Annotated in this window: 15 protein-coding genes and 2 pseudogenes; 3 read left to right on the top strand and 14 right to left on the bottom strand. The window is 75.6% G+C overall.

The window, feature by feature from the left end:
- Nucleotides 1–379: 379 nt before the first annotated feature.
- On the bottom strand, nucleotides 380–1,087 hold the full coding sequence (locus ACFHW0_RS19650) for a hypothetical protein (RefSeq protein WP_416609618.1): 708 nt from the start codon (nucleotides 1,085–1,087) through the stop codon (nucleotides 380–382).
- Between the two features lie 265 nt (nucleotides 1,088–1,352).
- Complete coding sequence (locus tag ACFHW0_RS19645) at nucleotides 1,353–2,537, bottom strand: DUF3626 domain-containing protein (protein ID WP_416609617.1); 1,185 nt, start codon at nucleotides 2,535–2,537, stop codon at nucleotides 1,353–1,355.
- A gap of 365 nt (nucleotides 2,538–2,902) precedes the next feature.
- On the opposite strand from ACFHW0_RS19645, the gene ACFHW0_RS19640 reads away from it, so the two are divergent.
- On the top strand, nucleotides 2,903–3,847 hold the full coding sequence (locus ACFHW0_RS19640; RefSeq protein WP_416609615.1) for an anti-sigma factor RsbA family regulatory protein: 945 nt from the start codon (nucleotides 2,903–2,905) through the stop codon (nucleotides 3,845–3,847).
- A gap of 113 nt (nucleotides 3,848–3,960) precedes the next feature.
- Here ACFHW0_RS19640 and ACFHW0_RS19635 read toward each other — a convergent pair whose 3' ends face one another.
- Together ACFHW0_RS19635 and ACFHW0_RS19630 are read right to left on the bottom strand one after the other, a co-directional pair.
- Nucleotides 3,961–4,590 carry an MBL fold metallo-hydrolase gene (locus tag ACFHW0_RS19635; RefSeq protein ID WP_416609614.1) on the bottom strand — a complete coding sequence of 210 codons (630 nt, stop codon included), beginning with the start codon at nucleotides 4,588–4,590 and terminating at the stop codon, nucleotides 3,961–3,963.
- Nucleotides 4,590–5,675 (bottom strand): S-(hydroxymethyl)mycothiol dehydrogenase, encoded by a 1,086-nt coding sequence (locus ACFHW0_RS19630; RefSeq protein ID WP_416609613.1) that lies wholly within the window; start codon nucleotides 5,673–5,675, stop codon nucleotides 4,590–4,592. Before ACFHW0_RS19630 ends, ACFHW0_RS19635 begins: the two co-directional genes overlap by 1 nt.
- A gap of 186 nt (nucleotides 5,676–5,861) precedes the next feature.
- Here ACFHW0_RS19630 and ACFHW0_RS19625 point away from each other — a divergent pair, with 186 nt between their 5' ends.
- The gene (locus ACFHW0_RS19625; RefSeq protein ID WP_416609612.1) at nucleotides 5,862–6,281 is read left to right on the top strand and encodes a hypothetical protein; all 420 of its coding nucleotides are present in this window, start codon (nucleotides 5,862–5,864) and stop codon (nucleotides 6,279–6,281) included.
- Nucleotides 6,282–6,302: 21 nt separating this feature from the next.
- On the opposite strand, the gene ACFHW0_RS19620 is transcribed toward ACFHW0_RS19625, so the two are convergent.
- The 7 genes and pseudogenes from ACFHW0_RS19620 to ACFHW0_RS19590 all read right to left on the bottom strand — a co-directional run bounded on the left by ACFHW0_RS19620 (nucleotide 6,303) and on the right by ACFHW0_RS19590 (nucleotide 12,813).
- Nucleotides 6,303–7,598 carry an MFS transporter gene (locus tag ACFHW0_RS19620; protein ID WP_416609611.1) on the bottom strand — a complete coding sequence of 432 codons (1,296 nt, stop codon included), beginning with the start codon at nucleotides 7,596–7,598 and terminating at the stop codon, nucleotides 6,303–6,305.
- Nucleotides 7,595–8,257, bottom strand: coding sequence for a GntR family transcriptional regulator (locus tag ACFHW0_RS19615; protein ID WP_416609610.1), 663 nt, complete (start codon nucleotides 8,255–8,257; stop codon nucleotides 7,595–7,597). Before ACFHW0_RS19615 ends, ACFHW0_RS19620 begins: the two co-directional genes overlap by 4 nt.
- Nucleotides 8,258–8,324: 67 nt before the next feature.
- Nucleotides 8,325–8,648 (bottom strand): annotated as a pseudogene (locus ACFHW0_RS19610) (hypothetical protein); the annotation flags it as partial.
- A gap of 73 nt (nucleotides 8,649–8,721) precedes the next feature.
- Nucleotides 8,722–9,370: pseudogene (locus tag ACFHW0_RS19605) on the bottom strand (CapA family protein); the annotation flags it as partial.
- Between the two features lie 125 nt (nucleotides 9,371–9,495).
- Nucleotides 9,496–10,413, bottom strand: coding sequence for an alpha/beta fold hydrolase (locus ACFHW0_RS19600; RefSeq protein WP_416609609.1), 918 nt, complete (start codon nucleotides 10,411–10,413; stop codon nucleotides 9,496–9,498).
- Nucleotides 10,410–11,336 (bottom strand): SDR family NAD(P)-dependent oxidoreductase, encoded by a 927-nt coding sequence (locus ACFHW0_RS19595; RefSeq protein ID WP_416609608.1) that lies wholly within the window; start codon nucleotides 11,334–11,336, stop codon nucleotides 10,410–10,412. The genes ACFHW0_RS19600 and ACFHW0_RS19595 overlap by 4 nt, the downstream gene beginning before the upstream one ends.
- A complete protein-coding gene (locus ACFHW0_RS19590; RefSeq protein WP_416609606.1) occupies nucleotides 11,329–12,813 on the bottom strand; it encodes a flavin-containing monooxygenase in 1,485 nt (494 codons plus the stop codon). Before ACFHW0_RS19590 ends, ACFHW0_RS19595 begins: the two co-directional genes overlap by 8 nt.
- Nucleotides 12,814–12,926: 113 nt before the next feature.
- Here ACFHW0_RS19590 and ACFHW0_RS19585 point away from each other — a divergent pair, with 113 nt between their 5' ends.
- Nucleotides 12,927–13,589, top strand: coding sequence for a TetR/AcrR family transcriptional regulator (locus ACFHW0_RS19585; RefSeq protein WP_366644068.1), 663 nt, complete (start codon nucleotides 12,927–12,929; stop codon nucleotides 13,587–13,589).
- On the opposite strand, the gene ACFHW0_RS19580 is transcribed toward ACFHW0_RS19585, so the two are convergent.
- The 3 genes from ACFHW0_RS19580 to ACFHW0_RS19570 all read right to left on the bottom strand — a co-directional run bounded on the left by ACFHW0_RS19580 (nucleotide 13,559) and on the right by ACFHW0_RS19570 (nucleotide 16,136).
- Nucleotides 13,559–14,083: a hypothetical protein gene (locus tag ACFHW0_RS19580; RefSeq protein ID WP_416609605.1), complete on the bottom strand. Its 525-nt coding sequence runs from the start codon at nucleotides 14,081–14,083 to the stop codon at nucleotides 13,559–13,561. The genes ACFHW0_RS19585 and ACFHW0_RS19580 overlap by 31 nt on opposite strands.
- 71 nt (nucleotides 14,084–14,154) lie before the next feature.
- Nucleotides 14,155–15,033, bottom strand: a complete 879-nt coding sequence (locus tag ACFHW0_RS19575; protein WP_416609604.1) for a hypothetical protein — start codon at nucleotides 15,031–15,033, stop codon at nucleotides 14,155–14,157.
- Complete coding sequence (locus ACFHW0_RS19570; RefSeq protein WP_416609603.1) at nucleotides 15,030–16,136, bottom strand: WxL protein peptidoglycan domain-containing protein; 1,107 nt, start codon at nucleotides 16,134–16,136, stop codon at nucleotides 15,030–15,032. Before ACFHW0_RS19570 ends, ACFHW0_RS19575 begins: the two co-directional genes overlap by 4 nt.
- Nucleotides 16,137–16,171: the final 35 nt, after the last annotated feature.

Here is a 16,171-nt window from a genome sequence, read left to right as displayed (position 1 = left end):
AGGGTGTAACGACCCCACCCCCGCCACGATTCCGCCCCCACGATGCCCCCGATCACACCCCGCAACCGGACACCCCCGGCACCGATGACCTGACAAGACACGGAGCCAACCGCCCTCCCTGGACAGCCACCCCCAGACCGGACAGCTCGCCCAGACGACTCATCGGTGAGCCGGGGAGATCTTGGTAGATGGCGGCCCCGAGGGGCACCCTCTTGCCAAGATCGCTCTCCACCGCCCCTGAAGCCGGCGATCATGAGGTTGGCGGCAGCCAGGTAGATCAAGAATCGCCGCCAACCTCATGATCGCCGAGAGCGGGTCGCGTCGGTATGACGGGACCGGCCGGCCCTCATGCGGGGGCCGGCCGGGTGTCACGGGGTCGTCACCAGAGCTGGGAGACGATGTCCGCCGCCTGCTCCTCCCACTGCGCGTACGCGAAGGGGTAGGCCGAAACCTGCACGGTCTGGGCGGCGGAGGTCAGCGGCAGGTCCTGCCAGCCGCCCACGTTCTTGAGCGCGCGGAAGAACGCCTGCGAGGCGTACTCGGGGTCGGTGATCTGGTCGGGCGAACCCCAACCCGACGACGGACGCTGCTGGAACAGGCCCTGCGAGTCGTGGTCGTTGTACGCGCCGAGGTGGCCGAGGTTGTAGAGCTTCGACTCCTGAAGCGAGGTGGCGATCCCGATGACGGCGCCCCGCTCACCCACGCCGGTCTCCTTGGCCTCCTCGATGATGGCCCTGGCGTTGGCGAGCTGTGCGTCGTCGAGCGGGATGCGCGACTGTGCGCCCTGCACGCCGTGCGGGATGAGCTCCTCGCGGCTGGGCTTGTCGGCGGACGGCTTGGTGGTGGTACCGCCCGTGGTCAGGGCCGACTCCTCGGCCGCGCCCGGCCTGCCCTTGCCGGTGGCCTGCGCGATCGCCGCCACGGCGCCCTCGTGGGGCGCGGTGGTGACCGGCGCGGCCACGGCCGTCGGCCCGAAGGCGAGGCCACCGAGGGCGGCGACGCCCACCACGCTCAGCGCGATCTTGCGGTTCGAGTCCTTCGAGTCCTTCGCGATGGCCGGGAGCCATCGAGTGAAGTCGAGCTTCACGATGGTTGCCCTTTCGGTCAGGCGAAGCGCTCCCTGGGTGAGCACTCCTTCGGGGGAAACTTCCGCGCCGGGACGGGGTTTCGGTTCCGGCGGTACGGGGGACACAACCAGCCTGGCCTGTCGGGCATTCCGGATATGCACCGGCCCCGGTCGGCTGCGACCCGGCTCACTCGGCCTTGGGACGGGCGGGCACAGGCGGTCGCGTTCCGGAGGCGGCCGGCGCAACCGGACGGCCGGCACGTCCGTCCGTTCGGGTCCGGATGGCTCACCGGTCCGCCCGCGCTCCCCGCGAGGGGTCTGTGGGCCGGAGGGCCCGGTCGTCCGGGGCGGCCCAAGGGGCGCCGAAGCGGACGAGGACGTGCCAGAGCTGCTTGAGGTGTTGGAGGGTGACCTCCGTCGGCCCACGGTCGGCCCAGCGGGACGGCTCCGTGACCACCGAAACCGCCGCGCGGCCGATCAGGGCGGCGTCGACCGGTTCGCCCGGCCGGGCGAACTCGGCGTGCACCCGGGCGGCCAGCGGCGGGATCGCCGGGCCCCGGAACTCGGCGTCGATCCGGTCGACGGGCAGCGCGAACCCGGCGTGCCAGTCCAGGGCGAAGCCGTGCCGCCGGGCGATCGCGGCGAGCATCGCCCCGGTTTCGGTGCCCCGGAAGGACGGGTCGACCACCATCGCCTCCACGTCCCGGGCGAGGCTCAGCTCGCCGTGGACCTGCGCCTCGATGTAGTCGTCGAGCGCGCGACCGGCCGCGCCGGGGGCCCACACGGCGTCCTCGCGCCGGCGCAGCAGCGCCCGGGTCAGGGTCACCACGTCGCCCGGGACGCCGAGGCTGATCCCGGTGCCGTCGGTCGCGGCCAGCAGGGCCGCCAGCACCGGTTCGAAGACGTCCACGGTGCCCAGGTCACGGGGTCCGAGGTGGCTGTCGCCGAAGCAGAACGTGGTCCGCGCCAGCACCTGCGGGCGCAGCCGCAGGTGGCAGGAGCCGAACCGGGGGCACGCGCCGTCCGGATGGTCGAGCAGGTTCAGGCCGCCGTACTTGGGCCGGTCGGCGGGGCGTACGCCGGCCGTCTGGTAGGCGCCGCCGAAGAGCGTCTCCTCCCAGCGGTCCCGGTCGCCCCCGGGGTAGGCAAACAGGCCACCGTTGGAGATGCCGGTCTCGAACTGGCTGCGGTAGACGCCCTCGGCGGCCAGGGCGCCGGCGACCGTACGCCCGTCGGCGCGCAGCCGGTCGGGGTGGAAGTTCAGGGTGAGCCGCCCGTTCCCGCCGACCGCCGCGATCAGGCGCTCCGGCCCGTGGGTGACGCCCGAGCCGGCGAGCGCGCGGGCGATGGCGGCCAGGGCGGCGGGACGCTCGCGCAGCGCCGCCTCGCGTACGTGGGCGAGGGCGCCGCGTTGGGCGGGGTTGAGTGCCGGCGCCGCGTGCGTGGCTGCCGGTCCGGTGGTGGGTCGCACGGCGACGAATCTCCCTCACGAGCGGGCCGGGACGCACCCCGTTTTCGGTGCGCCGCGCAACTTCTCGGAGAGGGTGGTCCGGAGGCCGGCCGCGGCGTCGAGGCGCGCGTCGGGCGCGACCCGGATCACGCCCGTGGGCGGGCGGTGCCCGGCCCGTGCCGGCCGGATGGGCGGCAGAGCGGCGCCGACGTTTCACCCGGTGGGCCGGCACCGGGGCCGGCCACTACAGTGGGAACGCGAAGTGGAAACCGACGGATGACTGGTGGTGCGGTGGTGAGCAGGTGCCCCGCCCGGGTGGCCGCCCTGTGCCGCTACGACCGGCGGTCGCGCGAGACCGGGTTCGCCCCCGGTCTGGGACGGCCGGCATGACCGGGGCATGGCAGGCGGAGGCGGCGGGCGCCTTCGTGCACGAGGGGCTTTTCTACCGCGACCCGGAGGGTCTGCTCGCGGGCACGGTGCCGTTCGTGACCGACGGGCTCGCCGCCGGGGAGCCGGTGCTGGTCGCGATGCCCGGCGCCAATTTGCGACTGGTCCGCGCCGCCGTCGGCCCCACGGACGCGGTGCGCTGGGCGGACATGTCGGAGGCCGGCCGGAACCCGGGCCGGATCATCCCCTGGGTGTTGCAGGCGTTCATCGAGCAGCATGCCGGCCGCCGCGTGCGGATCATCGGCGAGCCGATCTGGGCCGGGCGCAGCGACACCGAGTACCCGGCGTGCGCCCAGCACGAGGCGCTGATCAACATGGCGTTCGCCGGCCGCGAGGCGACCATCCTCTGCCCGTACGACGTCGCCGGGCTCGACGCCGACGTGCTGGCCGACGCGTACGCCACGCACCCGATCCTCGTCGACGACGCCGGGCGACGGCCGAGCGCGGAGTACGCCCCGGCGGACGTGGTCGCCCGCTACAACAGGCCCCTGTCCAGCCCGACGGAGCCGGTTTCGGCGCTGGTCTACGAGTTCGACACGCTGTCCGCCGTGCGCCGGTTCGTGGCCGGGCACGGCGAGGCCGTGGGGCTCGACGAGGACCGGCTGGCCGACCTGCAGATCGCGGTGACCGAGCTGGCGACGAACAGCGTCGCGCACGCCGGCGGCACCGGCGTGCTGCGCGTGTGGCGCACCGCCGAGCACCTGGTCTGCGAGATCCGCGACGACGGCTGGCTGGCCGACCCGCTGGCCGGACGGCTGACCCCGGCCGCGGACGGCATCGGCGGCCGAGGGCTTGTCATCGTGCAGGCGCTGTGCGACCTGGTCCGCGTGCACACCACCGCCGCCGGGACGACCGTCCGGATGTACGTGCGGCGCCCGGCGTGACGTCGGTCCCGCCGACCGGCAGCGACTCACCGTGACCGGCACGCACGACCGCCGCGAGGCCGTCCCGGACAGTCGCTGAGCGGCTGCCCGGGACGCCCGGCGGCCGGTGTCGCTCAGTGCCCGCGGGCCAGCCACTCGTCGAGGTGGGGAGCCTCCGCGCCGACGGTGGTGCTCTCCCCGTGCCCGGTGTGCACGACCGTCTCCGCCGGGAGGGTGAGCAGCCGGTCCCGGATCGAGGCGACGATCGTGCCGAAGTCGCTGTACGAGCGTCCCGTCGCCCCCGGCCCGCCCGCGAAGAGCGTGTCGCCGGTGAACACGACGCCGAGCTGCGGCGCGTGGAAGCTGCACGCGCCGGGGCTGTGGCCCGGCGTGTGCAGCACGGTCAGCGCGGTGCCGGCCACCTCGACGGTCTGCCCGTCGCGCAGCTCCCCGCCCGGCGCCTCGTCGGGGTGCACCATGTCCCACAGCACCCGGTCGGCGGGGTGCAGCAGCACCGGGGCGCCGGTGGCCCGGGCCAGCGCCGGGGCCACCCGGACGTGGTCGTCGTGCGCGTGGGTGGCGAGGATCGCCCGGACGCGCCGGTCGCCGACGGCGGCCAGGATCGCGTCGACGTCGTGCGGGGCGTCGACGACGACGCACTCGGTGTCGTCGCCCACCACCCACACGTTGTTGTCCACGTCGAAGGTCTGACCGTCGAGGGAGAAGGTGCCGGAGGTGACGGCGTGGTCGACGCGGGCCGCCATCAGAGGACCACCACCGAGCGCAGCACGTCGCCGCGGTGCATCCGGGCGAACGCCTCCTCGACCTGGTCCAGGGCGATCTCCTCGGTGACGAAGGCGTCCAGGTCGAGCCGGCCCTGCAGGTAGAGCTCGGTCAGCATGGGGAAGTCCCGGCTGGGCAGGCAGTCGCCGTACCAGCTCGACTTGAGCGCGCCGCCGCGGCCGAAGACGTCGAGCAGCGGCAGGTCGACGGTCATCTCCGGGGTCGGCACGCCGACCAGTACGACGGTGCCGGCCAGGTCACGGGCGTAGAAGGCCTGCTTCCAGGTCTCGGGGCGGCCGACCGCGTCGATCACCACGTCGGCGCCGAAGCCGCCGGTGGCGGCGCGGATCGCCTCGACCGGGTCTTCCTCCCTGGCGTTCACGGTGTGGGTGGCGCCGAACTTGCGTGCCCAGTCGAGCTTGCGGGGGTCGGTGTCCACCGCGACGATCGTCGTCGCGCCGGCCAGTGCGGCGCCGGCCACCGCCGCGTCCCCGACGCCGCCGCAGCCGATCACGGCCACCGAGTCGCCCCGGGTGACCCCGCCGGTGTTCATGGCGGCGCCGAGACCGGCCATCACGCCGCAGCCGAGCAGGCCGACGGCGGCGGGCCGGGCCGCCGGGTCGACCTTGGTGCACTGACCGGCGTGGACCAGGGTCTTCTCCGCGAAGGCGCCGATGCCCAGCGCGGGCGTGAGCTCGGTGCCGTCGGTGAGGGTCATCTTCTGCGCCGCGTTGTGGGTGGCGAAGCAGTACCACGGGCGGCCCCGGCGGCAGGCCCGGCACACCCCGCAGACGGCCCGCCAGTTGAGCACCACGAAGTCGCCCGGCGCGACGCCGTCGACGCCCGGCCCGACCTGCTCGACGACGCCGGCGGCCTCGTGACCCAGCAGGAACGGGTAGTCGTCGTTGATGCCGCCCTCCCGGTAGTGCAGGTCGGTGTGGCAGACCCCGCAGGACTGGATCCGCACGATCGCCTCGCCCGGCCCCGGGTCGGGCAGCACGATCGTGGTCACCTCGACCGGCGCGCCCTTGCTGCGGGAGATGACTCCCCTGACCTCCTGGCTCACGCTTCCTCCTGCTCCACGCCGACGCGTCGCGCCGCCGTCCGTCGGTGCGCTGACGCGGCACCTCGATCACGTTCCTCGGGCCGAAACTACCCCCGATCGTCGCGGACGACCGGGGCCGCCGGGCGGTTATCGCGGGCGGCGAGGGGTAGGCGGGGGCACGGTTCGACAGTCGGACGGGAGTACGCCATGAGGGTCAGCCATCTGCCGCTGCGGGTCAGCATCGGCGCGTTCGTCCTCAACTCGGGGATGGGCAAGCGGTCGCTGGAGGGGGAGGCCGCGCGGGGCGTGCACGGGATGGCCGTCGGCGCCGTCCCGCAGCTCGGCAAGCTCGACCCGGACCGGTTCGCCCGGCTGCTGTCCCGGGCCGAGATCGCCCTGGGCGCCGCGCTGCTCGCGCCGTTCGTCCCGTCGGCGCTGGCCGGTCTGGGGCTGGCCGCGTTCGGCGCGGGGCTGGTGCAGCTCTACCTGAGGACCCCGGGCATGCGCGAGCCGGGCAGCCTCCGGCCCACCCAGGAGGGCATCGGCCTGGCCAAGGACGTCTGGCTGCTCGGGGCCGGCCTGACCCTGGTGCTGGACGACCTCACCCACGGCCGCCGGCGCCGCTGAGGGCCCGCGCCGCGCCGCAGGTCAGGTCGGGGTCGCGGCGGGTGTCCGCGCGGCGAGTTCGCGGCGGGCCGCATTGCGGTAGCGCAGCACCTGGACCGCGCCGAGCGCCCAGAGGACGTACTGCACGGCGAAGGCCCACCGGAAGGCGGCCAGGTCCGGGGTGGCCCGACCGGCCGGGGTGGCCAGGTCGAGCACCACGCCGACAGCCAGCACCAGCACGATCGAGGCGACGAAGCCGCCGACGTTGACGACCCCGGTGGCGCTGCCGATCCGGTTGACCGGGTTGAAGCTGCGCGCGTAGTCGAAGCCGATGAGCGAGGCCGGGCCGTTCACCGCGAGCACCAGCACCAGGGTGACCAGCAGCCAGCCCGGCGCGCGTCCCGGCCAGGCGAGCACGACGGCCCAGACCGCGGCGGTGGCACCGGTGATCGTGAAGACCAGCACCGAGCGGTGGAACGGGTGCCGGGCGCAGAGGTGCGCCACCACCGGCCCGGTCAGCAGCATGGCGGCGGTCATCAGGGTGAGCAGCGACGCCGCCGCGGTCGGGCTGAGCCCCTGCCCCTGCACCAGGAACGGGTACCCCCAGAGCAGGGCGAACACGGCGCCGGAGAACTGGGTGACGAAGTGCGTCCAGAGCCCCAGCCGGGTGCCCGGCTGGGCCCAGGCGGCGGCGAGTTCGCGGCGGACGTCGGTGAGGGTGGGCGCCGCACCGGCCGGAACCGGCCCGCCCGGGGTGTCCCGGACGGCGACGACGACCATCAGCAGCACGGTCGCCCCGACCGCCCCGGCGGTGAGGAAGGCGGGGGTCCAGCCCGCCGAGTGCAGCAGGAACACCAGCGGCACGGCGCCGAGGATCGCCCCGAGCTGGCCGAGTGTGCCGGTGAGCTGCGTCATCATCGGGTAGCGCCGCCCCGGGAACCACAGCGCCACGATGCGCAGCACGCTGATGAACGTCATCGCGTCGCCGAGCCCGATCAGCACGCGGGCGGCGATCGCCAGGGGCACGTCGGTGGCGAGGGCGAAGCAGAGCTGGCCGGCGACCATCAGCGCGCCGCCGACGATGAGCAGCCGGCGGGACCCGAACCGGTCGAGCAGCACGCCGACCGGGACCTGCATCGCCGCGTACACGGCGAGTTGGGCGACGGAGAAGGTGGCCAGCGCCGAGGCGCTGACCTCGAAGCGGTGCGCCGCGTCGACGCCGGTGACGCCGAGTGAGCTGCGGTGGAACACGGCGGCCACGTACGCGGCCACGGCCACGGCCCAGACGAGGCCGCCCGCCGACCGGAGCGGGGCTACCCGCGCGGTCAGCGCCCTCACCGCAGGGCCCGCAGCACGGCCGCGGCGTTGTCGATGTGCGCGGCGACCGCGGCGAGCCAGCGCCCGGGGTCGTCGGAGTCGAGTGCGGCGAGCTGCTCGGCGTGCTCGGTGAGCGCCGTCTCGGCCCAGCCGGGCGAGAGCCGGAAGCTGGCCTCCCCCATCCGCAGCTGCCGGTCGCGCAGCCGCTGGTACAGCTCGGCGAGGATCTCGTTGCCGGCGGCGTCCACGACGGTGGCGTGGAAGGCCCGGTCGGCCTGCATCAGCGCGGCCAGGTCACCGGCGGCGTGCGCGTCACGCATGTCGGCCAGCCGGGCGGCGAGGTCGCCCCGCAGCGCCGCGCGCCGGGGCCAGACCCGCTCGGCGGCGTGCAGCTCGACCAGCCGCCGCGCCTCGATCACGTCGGTGACCTCGCGGGCGGAGACCGGGCGGATCAGGGCGCCCCGCTTGGGATAGAGCCGGACCAGCCCCTCCGCCTCCAGGCGCAGCAGCGCCTCCCGGACCGGGGTGCGGGAGACCCCGGTGGCCTCGGCGATCTCCCCCTCGCTGACCAGCGACCCGCCCGGGTGGATCTGCTCCAGGATCTCGCGCTTGAGGTGCCGGTAGGCGCGTTCGGCGGCCGAGGGCGCGGCCGTCCGACCCGACGGCGAGGGATGCGTCATGTATCTATGGTGGGCCCCGCCTCCGCGGCGCGCCCCGCGCCCCTGCCGGGGGTGGTGCGGGCCACCGTCAGCGCGGGTGGAGCGCCAGCAGCCCGTCGCCGTCGACGGCGAACCCGTGCGCGAACGGTGGGCCGAAGCCGCCGAGCAGCCCGGCCAGCCAGCGCGCCTCGTCGGGCGCGGCCCGCTCCAGCCGCATCCGGCGCATCCGAACCGGGGCCGCCCGCAGGTGCCGCAGCGCCCCGGTGGCCGCGTCGAGGGTCGGCAGCCAGAGCAGCCGCAGCTCCGGCCGGTACGCCTCCCGCCCGCCGATGCCCTCGTAGTCGTCGACCAGGTCGCCGCAGCCGTAGAGGACCAACCGGTCGCGGTACACCTCGACGGGCCGGGGGTGGTGCGACGAGGTGCCGCCCGCGCACGTCGACCAGCCGGTGGGCGAAGTCGACGTGCGCGGGCGGCACCTCGTACCCCCAGTTGGTGCCCCAGTGCACGGAGACCAGCACCCGGTCCCCCGGCCCGGCCACGGCGGCGATCCGTCCGGCCAGCGCGGCCGCCGAGGCGGCCGACAGCCACCCCGGGCGCCCCGGCGGTGGCCGCCCAGGTCGGGGGCACCCCGCTGGACGGGGCGGCCACCGACCAGACGAGCAGCCGGCCGCCCGGGCCGCGCGGCACCCGGACGGGTCGCCAGGCCGACGTCGCGTCCCGGCCGGCGCCGGCGGTGGCGATGCCGACGTCGGCCAGCGCGTCGAGGGTGTCGGTGAGCCCGACCGGGCCGAAGTCGAGGCTGTGGTTGTTGGCCAGGGCGCAGACATCGAGCCGGGCCGCGGCGAGGCAGGCCATGTTCCCCGGGTGCATCCGGTAGTGGATCGCCTTGGCCGGGGCGTGTTCGCCCCGGCCGGTCACCGCGGTCTCCAGGTTGACCACGCGCGCGTCGGGTCGCAGCTCGTCGAGCAGGTGGAGCGCCTCGCCCCACGGCCAGGCCGGCGGCGCCGGGCGCGGGACCGGCCCGCTGGCGGCCCGGGCCAGGTCGACGTAGTCGCGGGCGTCGCGTACCGCCGGTTCCCGCAGGTCGGGCGGGCCGGGAGTGGGCAGGATCGCGTCCACGCCCCGGCCGGTCATCACGTCGCCGCCGAGGAAGAGGGTCAGCTCGGGCGCCCGGCCCGCTTTCCCCGTCCCGCCGCCCGCTCACCTGCCGCGCCCGGGCGCCGCCGACCAGCCGTCCGGTGCCGGGACGCCGGTGTCGGTCAGCCGGTTCCGGCGACCGCCGGCCGGTCGCCGGGATCGCCGGCGGTGGCGCCCTCGGGCGGGGCGGCGGCGTCGTCGGCACCGGCCCAGAAGTCGACGAGCAGGCGGTGGAACTCCTCGGCGCACTCGATCTGCGGCATGTGCCCGCAGTCGGCGAACAGGTGGCTGCGGGCGCCCGGCAGCCGGGACCGGGCGGCGTCGAGGTGCGCCGCCGGCAGGATCAGGTCCCGGTCGCCCCAGACGACCAGGGTGGGGACGTCGAGCCGCGCCACCTCGGCCAGCAGCTCCTCGCGCCACTGCGGGCTCACGCCCCGGAGGGTGCCCAGGCTGCGCGCGGTCTCCAGCATCACCCGGGCGGCGTACGGCTGGCGGGCGACCGCCAGGGCGTGGGCGACGCGTTCGGCGGTGGCGAAGGCCGGGTCGTGGAAGAGGGACCGCTCGGCGCGGCGGGCCGCCCACCGGGTGGGCCGCAGCAGCAGCCGGCCCAACGGGCGCAGCGCCAGCAGCCGCAGCGCGATGGTCACCTCCCGGCCGAAGCCGGCGCTGTTGACCAGTGTCAGGCTGGCCACCCGGGCCGGCTCGGACGCCGCGAGGCGCATGGCGACCGCGCCGCCGAGGGAGTTGCCGACCACGTGTGCCGGCCGGTCGACGCCGACGGCGTCGAGGTAGCGGGCGGCGAACTCGCCCAGCGCCGGCAGGGTGCAGGGGCGGGCCATCGGCAGCGAACCGCCGTAGCCGGGCAGGTCGACGCTGTGCACCCGGAACCGCTCGGCGAGCAGCTCGTGCAGCTCGGTGAAGTCGCGCAGGGTGCGGCCTATGCCGTGCAGCAGCAGCACCGGCGGCCCGTCGCCGTCGACGCGGTGGCACACCCGCCGGCCGTCCACGCTCACGTGCCGGCGGCCGGCCGGGGCGCTCACGCCGGCTCCCCGGCCGGATCGGTCGCCGGGGCCGCCTCGGGCTGCCGCTGCGCCGGGGCGGACGACCCGGTGGTGAGCCGGCGCGTGGACTCGCCCCCGACGCGGTCGAGCGCGAAGGCCACGACCCGCTGGTACGACACCGGCGCCACCCGGGCCAGCAGGTCGGGCAGCTTCGCCGACCAGCCGATCAGCACCCGGCCACGGCGGCGGTGCACGCCGCGCAGGATCACCTCGGCGGCCCTCCCGGGGTCGATGGTAAGCAGCTTCTCGAACTGCCGGCGGCCGGTCTCGAACTCCTCGGCGGGCACGCCGCTGCCCACCCGGGCGTTCTGCGCTATCCGGGTGCGGATGCCGCCCGGATGCACGCAGGTCACTCCGATGCCGTCGCCGGCCAGCTCCTGGCGCAACGCCTCGGTGAAGCCGCGGACGGCGAACTTGCTGGCCGAGTAGGCGGTCTGCCCGGCCGGGGCGATGATCCCGAACAGGCTGGAGACGTTGACCAGGTGCGCGCCCGGCTCGACCCGCAGGGTGGGGAGCAGCGCGTGGGTCAGCTGCGCCACGGCCCGGAAGTTGACGTCGACGACCCAGCTGAACTCGTTCAGGCTGACCTGGTCGAACCGGCCGCCCAGCGCCACCCCCGCGTTGTTGACCAGCAGCCGCAGCACCGGGTGCCGCCGCCGGATCTCCTCGGCCACCCGCGCGGTGGCGGCAGCGTCGGCCAGGTCGACCACGTAGGCGGTGAGCTGCCGGTCGGGGTGCGCGGCGCGGACCGCCGCGACGACGGCGTCGAGGCGCCCGGCGTCACGGTCGACCAGCACCAGGTCGCTGCCCCGGCGGGCCAGCCCGTGCACGAGGGCCTCCCCGATCCCGCTGGCGGCGCCGGTCACCACGGCCGTGCCGCCGGTGAAGACGAACCTACGCACGGATGGTCCTCCTTTCCGCTGTGCCGGCGCGGGAGAACCGCACGCCGGGGTCGGTGAGCCGGCCGTGCCGCATCAGCAGGACGTCCCGGGGGTAGTTCTGGTGCAGCCGCCACGGCGCCCGGGCGCCCTGCCTGGGCAGGGCGTCGACGCTGCGCAGCACGTAGCCGGCCGTCAGGTCGATGATCGGCTCCAGCTCGCCGTCGGGCGGCGGCAGCGGGGTGACGACCTGCTGGCCGGTGCGGTCCAGGTGCCGCAGCAGCCGGCAGACGTAGGCGGCGACGAGGTCGGCCTTCAGCGTCCACGAGGCGTTGGTGTAGCCGAGGGTCATCGCGAAGTTCGGCACCCCGGAGAGCATCATCCCCTTGTAGGCGACGGTGCCGGGCAGCTCCACGTCGGCGCCGTCCACGGTCAGCGTCATGCCGCCGAGGGCGAGCAGGTTGAGCCCGGTGGCGGTGACCACGACGTCCGCGGTCAACTCCTCGCCGGAGGCGAGCCGGACGCCCCGCTCGGTCAAGGTGTCGATGGTGTCGGTGACCACCGACGCCCTCCCCCGCGCCAACGCGGTGAACAGGTCGCCGTCGGGCACCACGCACAGCCGCTGGTCCCAGGGATCGTAGCGGGGCGAGAAGTGCCGGTCGACGTCGTAGCCGGCCGGCAGCCGGCCCCGGGCGGCGCGCAGCAGCAGCCTCCTGACCAGGGCGGGGGCGCGCCGGCTGAGCTGGAAGTTGGCGGTGGAGAGCAGGACGTTCTTCCAGCGCACCACCGGATACGCGGCCTTCGCCGGCAGCCAGCGCCGCAGCACGTCGGCCAGCACGTCGCGCGAGGGCAGCGCCAGGACGTACGTGGGTGAGCGCTGGAGCATGGTCACGTGGGCGGCGCGCTCGGCCATCGCCGGCACCAGGGTCACGGCGGTGGCGCCGCTGCCGATCACCACCACCCGCTTGCCGGTGTGGTCGAGGTCCTGCGGCCAGTGCTGCGGGTGCACGATCCGCCCGGCGAACCGGTCGGTGCCCGGGAACTGGGGCGTGTAGCCGGCGTCGTAGCGGTAGTAGCCCGCGCAGGTGAACAGGAAGGAGCAGGTCAGCGCGACCGTCTCGCCGGTGTCGTCGCGGTGGGCGTGCACCGTCCAGCGGGCGCTCGCGCTGTCCCAGTCGGCCCGGAGCACCCGGTGCCGGAAGCGGATGTGGTCGGTGACGCCGTACTCGTCGGCGGTGCGGCGGACGTAGTCGCGGATCGAGTCGCCGTCGGCGATGGCCTTCGGGTCGGTCCACGGCTTGAAGGAGTAGCCGAGGGTGAACATGTCGGAGTCCGACCGGACGCCGGGATAGCGGAACAGGTCCCAGGTGCCGCCGATCGCGTCGCGGGACTCCAGCACCGCGTACGTCTTCCCGGGACACCGGCGGCGCAGGTGGCAGGCGGCGCCGACGCCGGACAGGCCGGCGCCGACGATGAGCACGTCGACGTGGTCGGTGGCCATCTCGTCTCCCGTCCGCGGGTGAGACACCGGACACTAGCCACGGCTGTCGAGGCTCGTCAACACCCTGTCGAGTTCGATCGACACGGTGTTGATCCGGTGTAGAGTCACCGGGCATGACACCCGCCCGTACGGCCACCGGCAGCGCGACCGGGCGCGGACGGCGCGCGGCGCGCTCCGTCGGCGACGAGCGGGAGCTGGCCATCCTGGCGACCGCCGAGCGGCTGCTGGGGCAGCGGGCCTTCGCCGACATCTCGATCGACGACCTGGCGCGCGGGGCCGGCATCTCCCGGCCCACCTTCTACTTCTACTTCCCGTCCAAGGACGCGGTGCTGCTGACGCTGCTGGACCGGGTCATCGAGGAGGCCGACGCCGCCGCCGGGGACGTGCTGGAGCGGCTGGCCGAGGACCCGCCGGCGCGCTGGCGGGAGCTGATCGACCGGTTCCACGAGACGTTCGGCGCGCACCGCGCGGTGGTGCTGGCCTGCGCCCAGGTGCGCGGCACCAACGCCGAGGTGCGCCGACTCTGGGCGAGGGTACTGGAGCGCTGGGTGCACGCGATCGAGACCGCCATCGTGGCCGAGCGGCGGCGCGGGGCGGCCCCCGACGGAGTGCCGGCCCGCGACCTCGCCATCGCGCTCAACTCGATGAACGAGCGCGTCTGGTACGCCACCTTCGCCGGCGACGGGCCGGCGGTGGCCGAGCGCGACGTCGTCGACGTGCTGCGCGACGTGTGGCTGGCGGCGATCTACCGCAGCACCGCTCCCCCGCCGGCCTGACCGCGCCGGGCGGCGGCCAGCTCCGCGTCGAGCCGGGCGACCATCCGGTCGAAGTCCTCCGTACGCAGCACCGGGCCGATGTCCTTGCGCCAGCCCGCCGTCCGGGACCGCCGCTGCGCCGGCGTCTCGACCGCGCCGTCGGCCGTGCGCACCCAGCAGGCGTCCCGGGCGGTCGGCTCCCCGAGGAGCTCGGCGGGCCGCACGACGAAGCCGGTCACCCGCGACCACGGCAGGGTCCGGGTGGACAACGTGTAGCGCAACCGCAGGCCACTGTCGTTGACGTACACACCGACCAGGAAGTACCGGGCGACCAGCGTCATCCACAGCGCGAGAAAGGCCACCGCGCCGGCGAGGCCGAAGGCGTCACGGACGTCGAACCGGCCGGCCGCCAGCGCACCCAGGCCGACGACCGCCATCGTGGAGGCGACGGCGAGCAGGAAACCACTCAACACCTGCCGCGCGCCCGGGGGATCGATGCGCCACCATCTCCGCACGGCCAGGAGGGTAGCGGCGCGCGGCAACCCGGCCCGCCTGGGCGACGCCTGCCTGCGACCGCGCGGCGGCGTCACGCGTGCCGGGCGGCACGCGCCGATCCGACCTCCTCGCGGCGGACCGGCCGGGGGCGCTGGCCCGGCCGGGCCAGCGCCCACAGCAACGGCACGGCGACCAGGCCCAGCAGGCCCCAGGGGTAACGGGCCGCCTCGACGGTGAAGGCGACCGGCCGGCCGGACGGCTCGATCCGGCCGTGCAGTTCGTGCCGGCCCACGACGGTCGCGTCGGTCGGGACGCGGATCCGGTACTCCCGGGTCTGGCCGGCCCCGATCGTGCCGAGCGGCGGGGCGTCCACGAGCGTGTGCACCCGGCCGGGGCGGCCGAACAGCAGCGAGAACGGCGGGTCGACCGCGTCGGCGGGGCCGACGTTGCGCAGGGCGAGGTCCACGGTCAGGTCTCCCGGCACACCGAACCAGCCCGGCACGCCGGAACGGTCGGTGGCGCGCAGCCCGGCGACGACCAGTTCCGCGGCGCCGACCGGCGCGGGGGCGGGTGGCGCGCTCACGCCGGTCAGCGGCAGGCCGACGCTGGCCCGGATGCCGCCGGTGGGCGTGCGGGCCCGTACCAGGCAGGGGCAGCCGACCGGCGGGGCGGCGAGCACCACCGGCAGGGTGACCGCGCCCGACGACGGCACCTGTCCGTGCCCGGCCCTGCTGGTCGCGCAGTCGAGCGCGCCGCGTCGTCCCCCGTTGCCGCAGACCTCGATCTGCACGGTGCCGGCCGGCCAGCCGCCGAGAGTGACCGGGATCTGAGCGCCGGCCCGGAACGTGCCGGCCGGTACGGCGATCCGCGGCGCCGCCGGTGCGGCGGCGGGCGCGGACGTGGGGGCGACGACGGGCACCGGGGAGGCCAGCGCGAGCAGCGCGGCGGCGGCCGGCAGGAGCCGGGTCACGGCGCGTCGCCCGCCGGGCCGACCAGCGGGCGGGTGGCGGGTGAACCGGCCGGGCGGCCCGGATCCGCCGCCGTGTCCCGCGCGGACGTGTCCCCGGCGCCCCGCTTGGCGAGGGCGCGGCGACGCAGCCGGACGGCCAGGCAGCCGGCCAGCACGGCCAGCGCGGCGAGCAGCAGCCACGGCGGCGCCCACGTGCTCGCGGAGCGGAGCACCGGCGGCAGCGCCGCGTCCACGGTGGTCGGCGCCAGGTCGACCTCGGCGGTCAGCCGGAGCGCCGGCGGCACGCCGGTGACCCGTTCGGTGACCGTGAAGACCCCGCCGGGCAGCAGCTCGGGCAGGTCCACCGGCGCGGTACGGGCCAGCCGCCACCCGAACGGCCCCTCGACGGCCACCGTGCCGGTTCCGCCGACGCGCACGTTGCCGGTGTTGCGTACGCGGTAGCTGACCACGGCGTCGCCGCCACCGGCCGGGTTGATCGGATTGTCGTAGCTGACGCTAACCGACTCGATCGCTACGGCGGGGCGGACGTCGCCGTCCACCCGGAGGTAGACCCGCGCGGCCAGCCGTTGGTCCACCCGGACCTGCTGCCCGTCGGCGGTGGTGCGGGCCTGGGTGATCGCGGCGATCACCCCGCCCGCGTGGTCGCCCGGGGTGGCGTTGGCGGGCACGCTCAGCCGGAACGGGATGTCGGCACGGCGTCCGGGGGCGATCGTCCAGGTGCGCCTGTCGAAGCGGACCCAGGAGCCGACGTCGGTGGCCGCCCGGTCGGCCGGCAGCAGGGCGAAGGCGCCGTCGGCGGTGGTGTAGGCGTCGGTGCCGTACACCTGGAAGGTCAGCGGCCGGTCGCTCAGGTTGGTGACGCCGACGTGGTCGGTGAGGGTGCTGCCGGGGGCCAGGTCGTAGATGAAGTAGTTGCGTCCGGTCGGGCCGTCCGGTCCGGACGGCTGCACCGCCCACCGGGTCGCGGCGGGGCCGGGCGTCGGCGGGGCCGGTGTGCCGGCGGGCGCGGGCGTGGGAGCGGCGACGGCCACGGTCGGCCCCGCCGCGAGCAGCGCGGCGACGAGCGTGACGCAGGTCCGGGACAGGAGGGTGACGAGGGACATGCCGGGCTCCGGTGGGTGGGTGACGGTGGGCGCGA

It is taken from the genome of Micromonospora sp. LOL_025 (assembly GCF_048060285.1).
In the GTDB taxonomy this organism is placed as follows: domain Bacteria; phylum Actinomycetota; class Actinomycetes; order Mycobacteriales; family Micromonosporaceae; genus Micromonospora.
This window is presented reverse-complemented; position numbering and strand designations above follow the sequence as displayed.

What these genes read in the sequence shown, in the direction of transcription:
- ACFHW0_RS19615 (WP_416609610.1), bottom strand. Translation starts at nt 8,257, where the DNA reads ATGACGCATCCCTCGCCGTCGGGTCGGACGGCCGCGCCCTCGGCCGCC.
- ACFHW0_RS19590 (WP_416609606.1), bottom strand. Translation starts at nt 12,813, where the DNA reads ATGGCCACCGACCACGTCGACGTGCTCATCGTCGGCGCCGGCCTGTCC.
- ACFHW0_RS19585 (WP_366644068.1), top strand. Translation starts at nt 12,927, where the DNA reads ATGACACCCGCCCGTACGGCCACCGGCAGCGCGACCGGGCGCGGACGG.
- ACFHW0_RS19625 (WP_416609612.1), top strand. Translation starts at nt 5,862, where the DNA reads ATGAGGGTCAGCCATCTGCCGCTGCGGGTCAGCATCGGCGCGTTCGTC.
- ACFHW0_RS19640 (WP_416609615.1), top strand. Translation starts at nt 2,903, where the DNA reads ATGACCGGGGCATGGCAGGCGGAGGCGGCGGGCGCCTTCGTGCACGAG.
- ACFHW0_RS19570 (WP_416609603.1), bottom strand. Translation starts at nt 16,136, where the DNA reads ATGTCCCTCGTCACCCTCCTGTCCCGGACCTGCGTCACGCTCGTCGCC.
- ACFHW0_RS19635 (WP_416609614.1), bottom strand. Translation starts at nt 4,590, where the DNA reads ATGGCGGCCCGCGTCGACCACGCCGTCACCTCCGGCACCTTCTCCCTC.